The organism is Pseudomonas sp. LBUM1679 (assembly GCF_059695565.1).
This window is the reverse complement of record NZ_CP166774.1, coordinates 2,525,229-2,542,470: the sequence shown is the minus strand read 5'-3', so window position 1 is coordinate 2,542,470 and position 17,242 is coordinate 2,525,229. Positions and strand designations below refer to the sequence as shown.

Genomic DNA, 17,242 nt, shown 5'->3' with positions numbered 1-17,242 from the left:
ATCCTCCCGAGTACCGCTGCGTTAAACCTGATCGCGATAGAACACGTCGTCGGCATACGGATACCACCAGTCCTGAATCTTCGGCTGGTGATCGATGATGACCATTTTCGAGCGACGGAACGCTTCAAGGCCCTGACGCCCGAGTTCGCGTCCCAGACCCGACATCTTCCAGCCACCAAACGGCAGCGCGTCGTTGTCGATCAGTGGGTTGTTCACCCAGACCATCCCGGCTTCGAGACGCTCGGCGGCCTCCATAGCTTCGGCAAGATCGGTTGTGAACAGCGATGCGCCGAGACCGAACGGCGAGTCATTGGCCAGACGCACCGCTTCGTCGAAATCGCTGACACGGCAAATCGCCGCGACGGGGCCGAAGCACTCTTCCTGGAGAATCGCCATGTCGCGAGTCACGCCGGTGAGAATGGTCGGCTCGTAGAACCAGCCCACCGTGTGCTGTGGTGGAATCCGCCCGCCGCACACCAGTGTCGCGCCCTTGGACAAGGCGTCGTCGACCAGACGCATGACCTTGTTGCGTGCGGCCTCACTGACCATCGGCCCGATTTCGGTACGCTCCAGACCATGGCCAATGCGCAAGGAGCGTGTACGTTCGGCGAACTTCTCGACGAACTCATCGTGGATCTCATCGACCACGTAGAAGCGTTCTGCCGAGGTGCAAATCTGCCCGCTCAGGTGGAACGCAGCGGTCACCGCTCCCGCCGCCGCGACGTCCAGTGGTGCGTGCCTGGAGATGATCAGTGGATCGCTGCCGCCGGCCTCGATGACGCACGGTTTCATTTGTTCTGCGCAGGCTACCGCCACCGCTTTGCCCGCCGCGACGCTGCCGGTAAAAGCCACGGCGTGAGTCCCGGTCGACTTCACCAGCAGCTGTGCAGTCACCGCATCGCCCGGTACGCAAGACATCAGACCCGGCAACAGCGAGGTGAAATGCTCCATGAACTTGAGCGTGCAAAGGGTTGTGGCTTCGGCCGGCTTGACGATGCAGGCGTTACCCGCCGCCAGCGATGCAGCGACCGTCCAGCACATCAACAGGATCGGAAAGTTGAACGGCATGATGTGCACGCTGACGCCATACGGCTCATAACGCACATGCTGGAACGAGCCGATCTGCGTGGTGCCGGCGACCTTGCCCGCATCGTCCCGCGCCATTTCCGCGTAGTAGCGAAAGATCGGCGCGCAGTTGGCCAATTCGCCCATGGCTTCGGGAAACGGCTTGCCCATTTCCAGGGTCATCAACCGTGCGACTTCGCGGTTGCACGCGACGTTTTGCTCAATGGCATTGGCCAACTGATGCAAGCGCGCCGCACGGCTTTTGGCGTCGATCAACCGCCATTGTTTTTGCGCGGTGGTGGCGGCATCGACGGCGGCTTGCACGTCGGCTTCGCCACATAGGCCGACCTGCCCGACAGGTTGCAGCGTCGCCGGGTCAAGCACTTCGCGGGCGCGGGTATTCGTCAGGGGCAGGTACTCGGAGTTGATGAAACGCAGGGCAGTGTCAGTGTTAAACGTGACCATGGGATGATCCTTGAACCAATCGATAAGGGGTTTCGCGCAACGTCGCCAAGGTCGTGGGCGATAGATCCTCGCGCCAACCCGGTACGTGCCGGTTGAGCCAATCGCGCAGCGGAGCAAAGGCCTCAGCGTCCAGCGCTCGAACAAACAAACCGAGGGTACGCGGCAGGTGCGCCAGGTAACCGTGCTTGCCATCACGGCCCGCCAGGCGCACAAAAATCCCCAGCACCTTGGCGTGACGCTGGGCGGCCAGCCGCCGGTAATCCTCGAGAAAACGCGGCGCATTGAGCTCCGGACGTTGCATCAGGTAGTGCGTCAGCAGCGCCACGCGCAATGCTTCCGGCACGTCGCGGCGAGCGTCTTCGAGCAACGACATCAAGTCGTACGCCGCCGCACCGATCAGTGCATCCTGAAAATCCAGCAGTCCGCAGGCGGCGACGCCTTCGCGGCCTTCCAGCAGCATCAGGTTGTCGACGTGAAAGTCACGCAACACCAAGGCTTCGCGACGTTGCGCGACATCGCCGCAAGCCTCGGCGAATAGCGTCAGAAACGACTCGCGCAGGTCCAGCGCCGCGTCCTTGCCAATCAACAGCGGGATGTACCAGTCGATCAGCAGCGCACACTCGTCATTCAGTTGTCGGGCATCGTAAGGCGCCATTTCTGCCGCCAGTGGTGCACGATGCAACGCCACCAGCGCATCGACTGCCAAGCGATACAGCGCCGCTTCGGGATGCCCGGCCGCGAGCAACCGAGTGTACGTGTCGTGACCGAAATCTTCGATCAGCGCCAAACCCGCCTCTTCGTCAACCTGCACCAGGGCCGGCGCGGAAAGCCCCAACCCCTGCAAGTAACGGGCAACCTGGACAAACGGACCGATCGGTTCGCTGGGCGGTGGCGAGTCCATCAGCAGCAAACCTTCACCGCTTAAACGAAAATAGCGCCGGGTCGAGGCATCCGCCGGCAACGCAACCAGCTGCGTCTCGGCGAAGCCGGCACGCGCCAGAAAGGCTGCGCGCTGGTCCTCACGAGTTGGCGATAACGCACGTGTTTCAGTCATGGCATTCACCGGATCATGTAGACCTTTTTCACCGTCTCATGGACGGTGCATACGCCTTTCCAGTCCTTGCGGAAAAAGGCGGCCGTGTCGGGTTTGATCTCGATCACTTCGCCGGACTCATGGACGTAAGTGCAGCGGCCTTCGAGGAAATGGCAGAACTCGTCGCTGGTGACATGGCAAAACCATTTGCCCGGCGTGCAGATCCACACACCGCACTCGGACTGGCCTTCGGGGCCTTTGTGCAGCACCACGCCAGAGACATGGGACTCACCTTCGAGCATGGTCGGGATCACGCCCCAATCCTTGACGTCAGTGATGCTCAGCGGGTCGTACAGAAACGGGGTCGTCATTGTTGCTCTCCAAAAAAATTCAGGCTCAAGCCAGCATGTAAACGTTGCGCAGGGTTTCCCGGACGTGGCATTCGCCGGTCCAGCCAGCCGGGAACAACACCAGTGTGTTGGGACGAACTTCGATCACTTCACCGTCGTCATTGCGGTAAGTGGCATTGCCTGCGATGAAATGGCACAGCTCGTCACGGGGAATCGACAGCCGCCAGCGACCGGGCGTGCAGACCCAAAGCCCGGTTTCGGGACTGTTGTTCGGGCCTTTGAACAACAGTCGGCCGCTGGAGTGCGAGACGCCTTCGACGGCGTCGCTCTGCACGCCCCAGTCCACCAGATCGGTGCGACTGCTGACGGCTTCGAGGTACGGCGTAAAACCCGCCGTCGTGTTTTGATCAGGCATTGTTAAGCACCTTGTCGAGAATGGCGGCCGCGTCTGCTGGCCCTTTGCGTGATTGCATTTGCACGCTGGTGTGCTGCAAACGTTGGCGCATCGCTTCGTCGTTGAGGCAGGCGGCGAGTTTTTCCGCCAACTGCGCTTCGCTCCAGTCGTAGCGATCGAGCTTGAAACCGTGACCGCTTTCTTCGGCACGCATGGCGTTGTCGTGACCGTCCCAGACGTAGGACATGACGATCGCCGGTTTACCGAAAAACAGGCATTCGGTGAAGCTGTTGTTGCCACCGTGGTGGATCACCGCATCGACCTGGGCAATCACCGACGGTTGCGGGAACCAGTTGGAGATCAGCACGTTGTCCGGCAGGTCCGGGTATTCATCGAGGTGCTCACCGACGTTGAACAACGCGCGGTAAGGCAGCTTGCCGACGGCACTGATCAGACGCTGGAGCAAATCGACATCGCCGGAACCGAGGCTGCCAAAACTGACGTAGAGCAATGGTTTGTCGTTGTTGGCGCGGAACTCGGGAATCTCGTACGTCGTATCGTGACGCACGCACCCTTGCAGGTAGTGGAAGCGCTCCGCCGGCAACGGATGGCGGCGCTCGAACTTGACCGCGTCCGGGTACAGCAACAGATTCATGTAAGGCGAGGCTTCGAAGAACGTGCCGAGCGGATACGGCTGCTCGCCATGGGCTTGCAGGAACTGGTTGAAGTCTTCGTGGATCGGCCCGATCACGTCTTCAAAGCGCTGCCGAAACTGTGCATGACCGGCCTTGTCGTCGATGCTCATGCCTGACAGGTGCGGCGGGATATCCGGGTCTTCGATTTCGTTTTCCGAGCAGGAAATGATCCGCACCCAAGGCTTGCCGTATTGCTTGATCGCCGGGAACAGGATCACGTTGTCGACGCAGATCAGGTCCGGTTTGACCTTGTCCAGCACCGCCGGCAGATCCTTTTGCGCCCACTTCGCGGTGTCGACGATGGCGGCCCAGCATTCCTTCACGTAGTTGTCGATTTGATCCAGCGGGGATTTGCGGAAGTTGGGAATGTGGCCATTGATGAAATCGACCCAGTAACGGGCCATTTCTTCGGCCGGCATTGGCGCCGACATGTTGACCATGTGTTCTTCAAAACCATAACCGGCATACACGCCACTCATGCCGGGATCGGTGAGGAATACAGCTTTGTGGCCGAGGGCTTCGCACGCCTGGGCGATACCGACTGAGTTCAGCGCCGGGCCATAAGCGGCTTCCGGAAAGAAGGCGATCACTTTCTGTTTCATCGAGCGGTACTCCTGCCTGGTCTTTTTTTATTGTTCAGCGCGTCAGAACACGGGCGTGGCGAGCCTGCCAGCCGAGCCGGACGCTCATACCGATAGCAAAATGAGCAAATTCGAATTGCGAGGACGGCACCCGGACGATCAAGGCCTTGTCGCTGAGCGCCGTTTGCACATGTACGTTGGTGTCGAGGCCGTGATAGGCGATTTCGACGATGTTGCCGGTCACCTGGTTTGCACAATCGCCGTCCTGTTCCGTCAATACCTGTAAGCGTTCCGGACGAACGACGACGGCAACCTTTTGCCCAGGAATCAACGGCGTGTCGGTCTCGACCGCCAGCTCCTGGCCATTGACGCGCACCGTGCGCTCGCCCGAACGCACGCCTTCGAACAGGTTGCTGACGCCGATGAAGTTAGCGACAAACCGGCTGTTGGGATTTTCGTAGAGTTCGGTCGGGCTGCCGCACTGGCAGACCTTGCCGCCATCGAGCACGGCCATGCGATCCGACATCACCAACGCTTCTTCCTGATCATGGGTGACGATGATGAAAGTGATGCCGCTCTCGAGTTGCAGGCGTTTGAGTTCGAGCTGCATTTTTTCCCGAAGCTTTTTGTCGAGTGCGCCCAACGGCTCATCGAGCAGCAACACCCGCGGCCGTTTAACCAGCGCCCGCGCCAGTGCGACACGCTGACGTTGACCACCGGAGAGCTGATCCGGTTTACGGTCCGCCAGTTCACCGAGCTGCGCGGTGCTCAGCACTTCATCGACCCGGCGACGGATCTCCGACTCGGGCAGACGCTCCATCTCCAACCCGTAGGCGATGTTCTTGCGCACGGTCATGTTGGGAAACAGCGCGTAAGACTGGAACATCAAGTTCAACGGACGCTTGTTGGCCGGCAGCGGCGAGATGTCTTTGCCATCCAGATAAATGCAACCGGCGCTGGGCGTTTCGAAACCGGCGAGCATGCGCAACAGCGTGGTCTTGCCGCAGCCGGATGGACCCAACAGCGCAAAGAACTCGTTCTCGCGGATGTTCAGCGACACCTCATCGACCGCCAGACCGTTGCCATAAGACTTGCTGACCTTGTCCAGGATCAGTACCGCAGATGAATTATTCATGAGTGCGAGGAGCCTTGTTGAGACGCTGCGAAGCCAGCAGCGCGGTGATGCTGACCAGCATTACCAGCGTCGCCAGAGCGTTGATTTCCGGGGTGACGCCAAATCGGATCATGGCGTAGATCTGCATGGGCAACGTGGTGGAAGCCTGGCCGGAACCGGAGTTGAAAAAGGCGATGATGAATTCGTCCACCGACAGCGTGAACGAGAGCAATCCACCCGCCAGCACGCCGGGGAAAATTGCTGGCAACAGCACTCGGCGAAAGGTGGTGAACCAGTTCGCACCCAGGTCGATCGAGGCCTCGAGAATCGAGTAGTCGAAGTGCTTGAGCCGCGTGCGCACCACTGCGCAAACGAAAGCGATGTTGAATACGGCGTGGCTGATGATGATCGAGTGCAGGCCCAGCCCAACCTTGAGCAGGTTGAAAAAGCTCAGCAGTGCAATCGCCAGGACGATGTCGGGAATGATCATCGGCGCCATCAGCAAGGTGTCGACCACCTGCCCCTTGTCATTGCCCTTACGGCTCAATTCGATGCCCAGCGCCAGGAACGTCCCGAGTATGCAGGCAATGAATGTCGCCGACAGCGCGACGATCAAGGTGTTGAGGGCCGCCGACAAAATGGCCGAGTTATGCGCCAGTGCCACGTACCACTTCAGCGATACGCCACCCCACGCCGTGGGTAATCCGGACTTGTTGAACGACAGCAGGATCAATACCAGGATCGGCACATAAAGGAAGGCGTAAACCAAACCCAGGTGCGTGCCGAGCACCGTGCCGCCAAACGAACGTGACTGACTCATGCGCGGCCCCCTTCTGCACGGCGGGCAACCAGTGCCTGAACGAACAACAGGATCAGCATGATCGCGATCAGGAAGAAGCTCAGCGCAGCGCCGAACGGCCAGTCCCGCGCCGTCAGGAATTGCGAGTAAATCAGGTTGCCGACCATCTGTACCTGCTTGCCGCCCAACAGGTCGGCAGTAATGAAGTTGCCGATGCTCAAGACGAAGACAAACACGGCGCCGGCCGCAACACCGGGAACGCTCAGCGGCAGGATGATTCGGCGAAAGGTCATCCAGCCCGAGGCACCAAGGTCTTTCGACGCGTCCCAGAGTTCGTTGTTGATCCGTGACAGCGAAGAGAAAATCGCCAGGATCACAAACGGGATGTAGTTGTAGACCAGCCCCAGCACCACCGACGCTTCGGTGTACAGCAAGCTGATCGGTTCGCCGCTGTAGCCGAACATCTGCAGCATCCGGTTGATCAAGCCTTCGCGATTAAGCAGGACGATCCAGGCATAGGTGCGGATCAGGTAGTTGCTCCAGAACGGCAGCATCACCAGAAACAGGAACACTGCTTGCCGACGCCGCGGAGCACGAGCAATTGCGTAGGCAGCCGGGTAGCCGATCAGCACCGCAAACACAGTCGCCAGACCGGCGATCTTTGCCGATTTGAGCAAGATGCCCAGGTACAGCGGATCGAACGCGCGCTGGTAGTTTTCCCAGGTAAATAGCCAGTCGATACCGCCATAAGCACCGCGCTCGACGAAGCTGTAGACCAGCACCAGAAGGCACGGAATCACCAAAAAGGTCAGCAGCCAGCCAAAGCCGGGCGCAAGAAGCCAGGCCGACAGACGCCTGTCAGCATGCAAAGCACTCATTACTCATATCCTCCCGCCCCGGAACGGAGGCGGCGTGCGAGCGTGGCGAGACATGCGGGGCATGCCTCGGTTCGGTGCGACTTACGTTTTGTGAGGCTTAGTTCTGCGCCGCCATGATTTCGGTGACGGCCCGGGTGTAGGCCTTTTGCGTGGTGCCGCCCAGATCGCGCAATTGCTCCATCTTCAACAGCTCGCTCGGGGCGATCGTCAAGTTGGGGTATTGCTTGAGCAGGTCAGCGGACAAACCGGCCATTGCAGCCTGGTTGGGGATTTTGTAGAGGATGTTTTCAGCCACCCAGACGTGGTTTTCCCTGGCGAGCATGAAGTTGACGAACTTGAACGCCTCATCCTGATGCTTCGAGCTTTTGAGCACGACCATGGTGTCCACCCAAAGGTCGGAACCTTCCTTGGGCACGACAAACTTGATGGCCGCATTGGCCTGGGTGCCGTAGTTGCACCATCCATCCCACGCGTGCGCCATCAGCGATTCGCCGGAAGCGAGCTTGGAGTAGAAGGTGGTGTCGTCGAACGCGAGGATGCGTTTCTTGGTAGCGATCAACTGATCGCGGACGGCGGCGATCTGTTTGGGATCGTTGTCGTTGACCGACCAGCCCTTGGCCAGGAACCCGGCGCCGAGCATCCAGCGGTCAGTGGCGAGCATCGTCACTTTGCCTTTGAGCGCATCACTCGGGTTGAGCAGTTCGTTCCAGCTCACCGGCGCCGGCGTGACCTTGTCGGAGCGGTAGCAGATCCCGGTGGTGCCCCAGGTGTATGGCACCGAGAAATGGTTGCCCGGGTCATATTCCAGCTGGGTCGCTTCGGGGTAGAGGTTTTTCAGGTTGGGGACTTTGACGGGATCGATATCGGCCAGCAGACCTTGCTTGTGCAGGACTTCGGCGAAGGGAGAGGAGACAAACACAACGTCATAGCCTTCACCGCCAGACGCCATCAGCTTGCCCATGATTTCTTCGTTGGTCGCGTGCAACGCCTTGTCGACGTCAACGCCGCTGGCCACTTTGAACGTGTCCAGCGCATCCGGGGCCATGTAGCCGTCCCAGATCGAAATCACCATGTCTTTTGCACTTGCAGCCTGTGAAGCGATCGCCAGGGAAACGCTCAATCCCAGACACATAAGGCCTTTCAGCTTTCTCATAATACTCACCCGACGATTGATTATTTTTGTGTTCGAAGGCAGTACGGCGTAAAGAGAAACGATTGCACATGTTTTTTTTTAGAAATTAGGACCAGCACGATTGGATGTCAACGGTTTTTTTTGCGCCTGACGGTTTTGCGATGCATGGCATAAGATGAGCACCGGAGTCGATGCGACCAAAAGAGATCAGACGCTTGAGCACAACACCCGAGAAAAAACCCCGCACCAACCACCTGGAACTCGCCCGCCGGATTCTGGAGCACACCCAGGAAACCGGGCTGGTGGCCGGCGATCCGGTCGCCGAGCAAGCGCTGGCGCGAACATTCCAGGTGTCACGCACACTGATTCGTGGCGCACTTAAAGTGCTGCTGGAAGAAAACCTGCTGAGTCATGAGGCCGGCAAAGGCTATCGACTGATTGCACCGCCGACCGGCCAGGCCTTCAATGCCGCATTGCCACAAGCCGAGGAAGAAGAGCTGGCGACCTCGGTGCTGCGCGACCGCATGGCCGGACGCCTCGGGGACAGCATCAGCATCAGCGAATTGATGCGTCGTTACGACATCGGCCGGCCGGCCGCTCAAAAAGCCCTGCAACAACTGAGTGAAAGCCAGGCCATCGAGCGCGGCCCCGGCCAGTCCTGGCTGTTTCGCCCGTCGCTCAATAGCCTTGCAGCCCTCGAAGAAAGCCTCAAATTCCGTTTGATTCTAGAGCCGGAGGCCCTGCTCAACCCCAACTTCAACGCCGACCCACAACGCTTGGCGTTACTGCGAAGCGCTATGCAAACCTTGCTCTCGAGCCCCGTAGAGCATTTCGATATCCAGCAATTTCGCGAACTGGATATCAGCTTCCACGAACTGCTCGGCCAGAGCTGCGGCAACCGTTTTATCGGTGACGCCCTGCTCCAGCATCAGAGCCTTCGGCGCCTGCCGAACCTGCTTCCGACGGTCAGCGTGCACCGCCTCCAGGAAGCCCTGCGCGAACATCTGCAAATCATCGCGCACATCGAGCGCGGACAGCTGGAGATCGCCGCCGACCTGCTGCGACTGCACCTGCGCCTGAGCGCCGCCCAGCGCCCGCAAACCGCAAACCGCGGCATCCCGCAGGGCCAGTTGTCCGGGCGTCGCTGAACAGCTCAAAAAACATGATGATTTTTTTTATAAAATAAGACAGCATCCAGTCTTCTTCAAACACGGCGGGCTGTACCCGCCTTGGACGTCCTCGCCATGCACACACAAAAACTTATCGCCTTGTTTCCGGAAGCCAGTTTCGGCGCGGCCTTGAACTGCATTGGCATCGCCCAATCGCTGCGTGAGCTGGGAGCAAAACCGGTCTTCATCTGCCACGAACATTTTCAGGGACTCTTCGCCGAATACGGCTTCGACGAGTACCCGATACCACAAGCCAATCCATTGTCGGCAGCGGAACACCAGCATTACTGGGAACGTTTTATCGAGCGCAACATTCCCTACTTCGACCAGACTCCGCTGGCACAGATCGACAGTTATGTAGCGCCGGCCTGGGAAGCCATTATCGACACCGCGATTGAAGCGGAAAAACCGCTGCAACAGCTGCTCGGGCGCCTTAAGCCGGACGTCATCGTCCTCGACAACGTGGTCATGTTCCCCGCCATCGCCAACGCGGGATGCCCGTGGGTGCGGATGGTCTCCTGCGCTGAAACCGAACTGCCGGATGCCGCCGTACCGCCGTATTTGTCGGGCTGCCTGGCGGACGACGCGGATGCCCGCGAACGTTTTGCCGAGCATTACCGCAAAGCCGTCGCACCGGCGCATGAACGCTTTTCGCAGTTCCTCGCGAGCAACGGCACGGTACCCTGCCCACCCGGCCAGTTCCTCAACGATTCACCGTGGCTCAACCTGTTGCTGTCGCCGACGCCGGTACGTTATGAACGCCAATCGCCGCTGGACCCGCAGCGCTATGTGTACCTCGACGGTTGCGTACGCCGCGAGGCGCCTTACATCGTTCCCGACTTCCCACGGCACAACGACGCGCCACTGATCTACATCAGCTTCGGCAGCCTCGGTGCCGCCGACACCGACATGATGAAGCGCCTGATCGGGACCGTCGAAACCCTGCCCTATCGCTTTCTCATCAACGTTGGCGCTTATCGGGACATGTACACCACCGTCCCGGACAACGTGTATCTGGACAGCTGGTTTCCACAGCCGGCCGTGCTCAAGGAGTGCCAGTTGTTCATCCACCACGGTGGCAACAACAGTTTCTGCGAAGCGCTGTACTTCGGCTTGCCGTCACTGATCATTCCTTACTGCTGGGACGGTCACGACAATGCCGTACGCGCCGAGGAAGTCGGCGTCGGCCGCTACTTGCCGCGTTTTGCCGACCCACTGTCCGCGCTGCCCGCCGCCCTCGAACAACTGCTGGCCGATCAGTCGATGAAACAGCGCCTCAATACGTTCAGCGAAAGTATGCAGGCTACTCGCGGCACGGACATTGCGGCGCGAGCGATCATGGCGCTGCCTGACGCCTAGCGGTTTCGACGCCACCCCTGAGGATCATGAACACCTTGCGCACCGGTGTCAGGTTTTCCCACGTGCCTTTGAAGCCCGCGGCGACCACGAACGTGGCGCCGGCCTTGAACTCCTGGCTGACGCCATTGCTGTCGGTCAGGCGAACGTGCCCTTCGAGCAAATGACAGAGTTCGTCGTAGTCGCATTCACATCGCTCGAGGTGCTCTGGCGCTTCCCAGATGCCTGCGACCGCTTTTTTCTCCGGCGCCACGAAGTGCCGCCAGCTACGACTGCGATACGGAGTGTCGACCACTTCGGGATCGCTGGTTTCCAACTCGACGATGGGCAAATCAGGGTTGGCAAAATCGATGATGTGATCAGGTTTACTCATGGTCATTCTCACTCCAGTTCAAGAATCAAAACCGATACCCAGCGCATCAAACCCTTTGAGCAGCCAGTCGCGGTGTCCGGTAAGGTCTTCGCGGGCCAGTGAGCGCTGCGCCAGCGAAACGCCCACATAACGCAGGGGCTCGGGTGGAAACGGAAAAGGGGCTGTCGAGGTCATTGCCAGTTTCGTGCGCTCGGTAGATTTGCCCTCGAGCAAATCGAGTATGGTCAGTGCCGCGAAACGACTGGCGGACACGCCCTGCCCCGTGAACCCTTGGGCGTAGGCAATGCGCCCGTTGGACGAGGTGCCGCAGAACATGGTGGTGCGCGCGGAGGTATCGATGATGCCGCCCCAGGCATGGCTGAACGTGACGTCCGCCAACGCCGGGAAAGCCGATTGAAATTGCCGAGCCAATGTCGCAAAGCTTTCCGGACGTTGCGTCAACGCCTCATCGCGCCGGCTCCCGAAGTGATAGATGGCGTCGTAACCGCCCCAGAGGATGCGGTTGTCTTCGGTTTTGCGCAGGTAATGAAACTGATTGCCACTGTCGGCAATCCCGTAGCGGCCGACCCAACCGATGGCGCGCAGCTGAGCATCGTCGAGCGGCTGAGTCGCTAATGCGTAGTCATAAATGGGAATGACCTTGGACTTCAGCTCCCCCAGCAACGGCGGCGCGATGTTGGTGCCGAGTGCGACTTTGACCGCTTTGACAGAGCCCAGCCCGGTTTCCAGCATCTGATGATTGCGCTCTTGATGCAGTGCGGTCACCGGCGAATGCTCGAACAGCTGCACACCTTGCGCAAGGCACACGCGCCGCAGTTCCGCGACCATCTTGACTGGGTTCAGCAACGCATAATTGGGCTCAAAAACGCCCGCGACATAGGCCGGTGAGTCGAGGTGCGACTTGAGCGCCTCGCCATCCAGAAATTCGCAGGCGATGCCAAAGCGCTCGTAGTTACGCTGCATCGACCTTAGCCCTTCAACCTGCCAGGACTGACTCGCGACATTCAATTTTCCGGAGCGCTCAAACGCTACGTCCATGCCATAGCGCTGCAGATCCTCCTCAAATGCCACCAGGTTCTCCCGACCCAATCGCACCAGTTGCTCCGCTTCCTTGGGCCAACGTTTCAGCGCATTGGAAACACCGTGGGAAATACTCGGCGCACAGAACCCGCCATTGCGCCCACTCGCCTCGCCACCGCACTGCCCGGCCTCAAGCACTACGATGGTTGCTTCAGGCCAGCGCTGACGCGCCATCAACGCCGTCCATAGCCCGACAAATCCGCCGCCCACAATCGCAATATCACACGTCACTTCACCCGTGAGCCTCGGCGCGGCGGTCACTGACGTTCGTGATTCCTGCCAAACAGGATAAGCCCGAGCGTCAGCCAGGGACTGGTTCGCGATGGGAAGTGTCATGCGCTCATGCTCCGTAAAATTCCTGGGCTGACGCTAAAGCAATAACCGACGCTTTCACAGGCACAACGGGCAGGCAAACATCGCAGCGGACACGGGCGGAAAAGTACGGCTTCTGGAATACTCTGGGCTTTGCCCTGATCTGCACCCTGGAGCTCGTCGTGGAAGTACCTGATTTACCCACCACCCCAACCTTCCTGGCGGATCCTTCGAGCACACAGACTCATGAAGTTGCGGTGCGTTATCACGAGGCATGGAAGCGGCGTGACCTGGACGCCGTGATGGCGCTCTATCACCCGGCCATCGAGTACAACGATTTTTTCCAGAACCGGACCATCGAGTACTCGCAATTGCGTGACTATCTCGCGGCAAGCATGCCGGTGGGATCAGAGGAGTTTCAGGTATACACCGATCGCTTGCGCATCGATGGTGACACCGCGTTCCTGCAGTACCGGGTGACGCTCAATGGCAGCGAGGGTCTTGTTTCATTCCGCACTGTTGAAGCACTGTCGGTACGGGATGGGCTGATCATTAAAGTCAACGAGCACGCGATGCTGGTCAGCCACGCCCCAACGTTAACCCGCCCGGCCTATAGCGCTGAGGCGGTCAGTCGTTTGGGATTATCAGCCCGTCAGGTCGGGGCGCTTGCCAATGATTTGCAGCAGTACTTCGAACAGACCAAGCCCTACCTCGATCCACGGCTGGACCTGTCTCATGTCGCGGCATCGACTGGCTACACACGCAACCAGATCTCGTTCTTTCTCAATCAGGTTCGGGGGCAAACGTTTTATACGCTGCTCAACCAGCTGCGCCTGGATGAAGCCCTTTCACGTTTGAATGCGCAACGCCACGCCTCGCGCATTGACGAGATTGCCAGCGCCTCGGGCTTTAACTCGCTGTCCACGTTCTACCGTTGCTTCAAGCAAAAAACAGGGTGCTCGCCGAAGGCTTATTTGCAGCAGCTTATTAAGCTGGGAGCAAAGCCTACGGGACAACTCCGCAGGGGTAAAAACGACTGAAAATAAAAAGGGATCGCGAAATAAAATCTCGTAACCCATTGAATTATATGGTTTTGACGATGGATTCTGACCACATCTACCAGGTCTTATCGCCTCATCCTCAACGCATCTGCTTAAATCAGGTTGAACCTTTACGACCTGGCGTAGCCCCTAAGCTATTGGAACATTGCCACGCATTCTGAGAAATAGAAACGCTCGATCACAGGAGGAATGACCATGATTGACGAATCGAAAATCCGGCAAAGAGCTTATGAATTGTGGGAAAGGGATGCTCGTCCTGATGGCGCTGAAGAATATTATTGGCGGCTCGCTCAAGAACAGCTTGAGAAAGAAAGGCAGCCGTCTGCTGCCGACACTTTTGAACCCGCCTCTGGCCAATGGGAAAGCGGCTCAGATGAACCCACGCAGCAGGCTGAAGGTGGCGAAAAAGCTAACGAGGATGAGTGGCCAGCAAAAGGCGAAGCCGCCCGCTACTCAGGAGCGTAGTTTGTGCGCTGATGATGACCAGGCTCTTCGTTCAGGCGAGGGAATGAGGAGCTTTTGACTTATCTCACTGCGTTATCACAACACTGAGAAGTTGTAGATGACAATCAGCCGCGTCTCATCCACATCCCTGTCAAATTCACGCAAGCCCTTCAACCCCCCCAGCAGTTTTCACTTCGACATTGCGAACCCTATCCGAGTGAACCAGCAGCCCTGCCTCGCTGCTCGTAAGCCATATCTGGACCTTGATAACCAGATCCATGCCCGGTTTGCTCGCCGTCTTCCTGCTCATCGACACGATGCCCCCGCTATCGGCAGCGCTTCGACTTTGCGTGAACCGTTCGTTGGCTCGACTGTCGCCAAGCGCGATAGTTGTTTGACGCCTCCCGCCAACAAGTGATACTTTTTTTAAATAGTAAACAGACATTTAGTATCATATAATAACAATCAGAGGATTTCATGAGATCTCTCATACCGCCACGATTCGCCCTGCAGCTTTGCGCCATCGCTTTCCTTGGCGCGTCCCTTGCCCCGGCTCAGGCGGCCGACGTCACGATCAAACGCGACGAGTACGGCACCGCTCACGTTTACGCCAATGAGGTTTATGGTGTGTTCTACGGCTATGGCTATGCCATCGCCCAGGATCGCTTGTATCAACTGGAGATATCCCGACTCAGCACCCAGGGCCGAGTGGCGCAGGCATTGGGCAAGGACTACGTGAATTTTGATATCGGCATTCGTAAAAACTACTCGCCGGCGAACATCAAGGCACAGCTGGCGAAGTTGCCCAAGGCTGACAAGGACATCCTCGAAGGCTACGCGCAGGGCATCAATAAATGGCTGGATGAGATCGACCGAAACCCGGGCACGCTGATGCCCAAACAGTTCATCGACAATGGCTTCACCCCGCAGCGCTGGACCTCGTACGACGTGGCGATGGTGTTTATCGGTTCGATGATCAACCGCTTCGGCGACTACAACACCGAGTTGCAGAACCAACAGCTGCTCGATGGACTGATCAAGCAAAACGGCCAGGAAAACGGCAAGGCGATCTTCGACAAACTGCTGGCCGTCGATAACCCGGACGCCCCCACCACTGTCCCCAAGGGCGAGTGGCAACCGTCCGTGCGCAACGGCGCCTATGTGCCGGCCAAGGCAGCAGCGGCAGCCTCGCAGCCATCGCTCAAACCCCTGCCGTTGCTGGCGCTCAATGACCCGACCCTGCCGTGGGAATCACCGAAGGAGCGGGCCTTCAGCAATATCATTGTGCTCGGCGCGCAGAAGTCCAGGGACGCCAAGGCGATTCTCCTCAACGGCCCGCAGTTCGGTTTTTTTCAGCCGGCCTACACCTACTCGATCGGCTTGCACGGCGCCGGGTATGACGCCGTCGGCAACAGCCCGTTCGGCTACCCGATGGTCGAGTTCGGCTACAACAAAGACATCACGTGGGGCAGCACCTGGGGCGCCGGGGACAATGTCGACGTGTTTCGCTTGGAACTGAACCCGAAAAATCCTGAGCAATACCTCTATCAAGGGCACTACAGGCCATTTGAAAAGCGCATCGAAACCGTCGACATCAAGGGTGAAGGCAGCCAACAGGTCACGGTTTATCGCAGCATTCAGGGCGCGGTCGTCGAGTATCAACCAGAAGCCGGCGTTGCCTATGCCAAACGACGCGGCTGGGAAGGCGAAGAAGTCGCCACCCTGATGAGCTGGAACAAAGTCAGCAAAGCCAACAGCCACGAGCAATGGGCCGATCAGGTCCAGCATTCGGCGATCAACGTCAACTGGTACTACGCCGACAACAAGGGCAACATCGGCTACGCCCTCGGCGGGCGTTATCCGGTGCGCGTGCAAGGTCACGACAACCGTTTACCCGTGTCGGGCAACGGCGACTTCGAGTGGCAGGGCTTTATGCCGTTCGCCACCAACCCACAGGTCTACAACCCGAAAACCGGCTACATCGCCAACTGGAACAATCGCCCTGCCGAAGGTTTTCCAAGCCCGGATCAATGGTGGTACTCATGGAACACCGCTGACCGTGTCCAGACGTTGTTCACGCGCCTGGACAGCCGTGCGACCTTCACCCCTTCCCAGGCCTGGGACTTGATGATGGACGCCGGGTTCGAAGACCCGAATGCGCGGTTTTTTGTACCACGCCTGGTCAAGGCCGCCGAGCACAGCGATCAGTCGAAGGTGCGAGAGGCGGCGGCCATCCTCGCCCAATGGAATTACCAGGAGCTCGATGCCGACAGTGACGGGCGCTACGATTCGGCCGCGACCCCCCTCTTCCGCACCTGGCTCAAGCATATGCTGACCCTGTCGCTGGGCGACGTGTTGCCCAAGGAGCAAGCGGAGATGTTTCTCACTACTGGGCACCTCAAACCGGGCAGCAGCACGCCGGGCAGTCAGAACATCAACGTCAGCACCAAGGTCATGCATCAGGCGATGATCGCCACGGCGGCCGAGAAAGCCAAAGGTTTCGACGTGTTCAAGGACAAGGATATCGAGGCACTGCTGCTCAAGGCGTTGCAGCTGAGTATCGATGAGTTGAGCGCGGAGCAAGGGCCGGACCTCAACAGCTGGCGCACGGAGATTGCGCATACCACCTACGCCTCGAAGAACTTCCTCGGCATTCCCCAGGCCGGCGACAAGGAACAAATGAATAATCGTCTGGCGATGAATCGCGGCACCGAAAACAACCTCACCGTGTTTGCCAAGGACGGTGTGCAAGGCTTTGAAGTTGTTGCGCCCGGGCAATCGGGTTTTATCGCGCCGGACGGTAGTCGCTCCAAACACTTCGACGATCAATTGGCACTCTACGGCGATTTGAAAAACAAACGCACGTGGCTGACGGAGGAAGATATCGAGACTCATACAGTCGAGAAAAAAATCCTGAGCTACTGACCGTCGATCATCACCC

The 17,242-nt window shown here is 58.7% G+C and carries 17 protein-coding genes; 5 read left to right on the top strand and 12 right to left on the bottom strand.

Annotated features, from left to right (window positions below):
* Nucleotides 1–21: 21 nt before the first annotated feature.
* The 9 genes from ACA062_RS11755 to ACA062_RS11715 all read right to left on the bottom strand — a co-directional run bounded on the left by ACA062_RS11755 (nt 22) and on the right by ACA062_RS11715 (nt 8,527).
* On the bottom strand, nt 22–1,530 hold the full coding sequence (locus ACA062_RS11755) for an aldehyde dehydrogenase family protein (RefSeq protein ID WP_497456507.1): 1,509 nt from the start codon (nt 1,528–1,530) through the stop codon (nt 22–24).
* Entirely contained in the window at nt 1,517–2,584 is a 1,068-nt protein-coding gene (locus ACA062_RS11750) for an aminoglycoside phosphotransferase family protein (protein ID WP_497456506.1), read from the bottom strand. Before ACA062_RS11750 ends, ACA062_RS11755 begins: the two co-directional genes overlap by 14 nt.
* Before the next feature lie 5 nt (nt 2,585–2,589).
* Nucleotides 2,590–2,934, bottom strand: coding sequence for a cupin domain-containing protein (locus ACA062_RS11745; RefSeq protein WP_140679520.1), 345 nt, complete (start codon nt 2,932–2,934; stop codon nt 2,590–2,592).
* A gap of 25 nt (nt 2,935–2,959) precedes the next feature.
* Complete coding sequence (locus tag ACA062_RS11740; RefSeq protein ID WP_497456505.1) at nt 2,960–3,328, bottom strand: cupin domain-containing protein; 369 nt, start codon at nt 3,326–3,328, stop codon at nt 2,960–2,962.
* Complete coding sequence (locus ACA062_RS11735; protein ID WP_497456504.1) at nt 3,321–4,604, bottom strand: nucleotide disphospho-sugar-binding domain-containing protein; 1,284 nt, start codon at nt 4,602–4,604, stop codon at nt 3,321–3,323. Before ACA062_RS11735 ends, ACA062_RS11740 begins: the two co-directional genes overlap by 8 nt.
* A gap of 34 nt (nt 4,605–4,638) precedes the next feature.
* A complete protein-coding gene (locus ACA062_RS11730) occupies nt 4,639–5,718 on the bottom strand; it encodes an ABC transporter ATP-binding protein (protein ID WP_497456503.1) in 1,080 nt (359 codons plus the stop codon).
* Nucleotides 5,711–6,517, bottom strand: a complete 807-nt coding sequence (locus ACA062_RS11725; protein ID WP_497456502.1) for an ABC transporter permease — start codon at nt 6,515–6,517, stop codon at nt 5,711–5,713. Before ACA062_RS11725 ends, ACA062_RS11730 begins: the two co-directional genes overlap by 8 nt.
* Nucleotides 6,514–7,374 (bottom strand): ABC transporter permease, encoded by an 861-nt coding sequence (locus tag ACA062_RS11720; protein WP_008145697.1) that lies wholly within the window; start codon nt 7,372–7,374, stop codon nt 6,514–6,516. Before ACA062_RS11720 ends, ACA062_RS11725 begins: the two co-directional genes overlap by 4 nt.
* A gap of 97 nt (nt 7,375–7,471) precedes the next feature.
* On the bottom strand, nt 7,472–8,527 hold the full coding sequence (locus ACA062_RS11715) for a polyamine ABC transporter substrate-binding protein (RefSeq protein WP_497456501.1): 1,056 nt from the start codon (nt 8,525–8,527) through the stop codon (nt 7,472–7,474).
* Nucleotides 8,528–8,721: 194 nt separating this feature from the next.
* Between ACA062_RS11715 and ACA062_RS11710 the strand changes: the two genes are divergently transcribed.
* Both ACA062_RS11710 and ACA062_RS11705 read left to right on the top strand, forming a co-directional pair.
* The gene (locus ACA062_RS11710; RefSeq protein WP_497456500.1) at nt 8,722–9,654 is read left to right on the top strand and encodes a GntR family transcriptional regulator; all 933 of its coding nucleotides are present in this window, start codon (nt 8,722–8,724) and stop codon (nt 9,652–9,654) included.
* Nucleotides 9,655–9,750: 96 nt separating this feature from the next.
* Nucleotides 9,751–11,034 (top strand): nucleotide disphospho-sugar-binding domain-containing protein, encoded by a 1,284-nt coding sequence (locus ACA062_RS11705; RefSeq protein ID WP_497456499.1) that lies wholly within the window; start codon nt 9,751–9,753, stop codon nt 11,032–11,034.
* Here the strand turns inward: ACA062_RS11705 and ACA062_RS11700 are convergent.
* Together ACA062_RS11700 and ACA062_RS11695 are read right to left on the bottom strand one after the other, a co-directional pair.
* Nucleotides 11,012–11,404, bottom strand: a complete 393-nt coding sequence (locus ACA062_RS11700; RefSeq protein WP_497456498.1) for a cupin domain-containing protein — start codon at nt 11,402–11,404, stop codon at nt 11,012–11,014. The two genes, ACA062_RS11705 and ACA062_RS11700, sit on opposite strands and share 23 nt — an antisense overlap.
* Before the next feature lie 18 nt (nt 11,405–11,422).
* Nucleotides 11,423–12,820: an NAD(P)/FAD-dependent oxidoreductase gene (locus ACA062_RS11695; RefSeq protein ID WP_497456497.1), complete on the bottom strand. Its 1,398-nt coding sequence runs from the start codon at nt 12,818–12,820 to the stop codon at nt 11,423–11,425.
* 158 nt (nt 12,821–12,978) lie between these two features.
* Here ACA062_RS11695 and ACA062_RS11690 point away from each other — a divergent pair, with 158 nt between their 5' ends.
* Nucleotides 12,979–13,836 carry a helix-turn-helix domain-containing protein gene (locus ACA062_RS11690; RefSeq protein ID WP_497456496.1) on the top strand — a complete coding sequence of 286 codons (858 nt, stop codon included), beginning with the start codon at nt 12,979–12,981 and terminating at the stop codon, nt 13,834–13,836.
* Between the two features lie 216 nt (nt 13,837–14,052).
* Entirely contained in the window at nt 14,053–14,322 is a 270-nt protein-coding gene (locus tag ACA062_RS11685) for a DUF2934 domain-containing protein (RefSeq protein ID WP_497456495.1), read from the top strand.
* Between the two features lie 136 nt (nt 14,323–14,458).
* Here ACA062_RS11685 and ACA062_RS11680 read toward each other — a convergent pair whose 3' ends face one another.
* Nucleotides 14,459–14,746: a hypothetical protein gene (locus ACA062_RS11680; RefSeq protein ID WP_497456494.1), complete on the bottom strand. Its 288-nt coding sequence runs from the start codon at nt 14,744–14,746 to the stop codon at nt 14,459–14,461.
* Nucleotides 14,747–14,778: 32 nt separating this feature from the next.
* Between ACA062_RS11680 and ACA062_RS11675 the strand changes: the two genes are divergently transcribed.
* Nucleotides 14,779–17,226: a penicillin acylase family protein gene (locus ACA062_RS11675; protein ID WP_497456493.1), complete on the top strand. Its 2,448-nt coding sequence runs from the start codon at nt 14,779–14,781 to the stop codon at nt 17,224–17,226.
* The last annotated feature ends 16 nt before the right edge of the window (nt 17,227–17,242 follow it).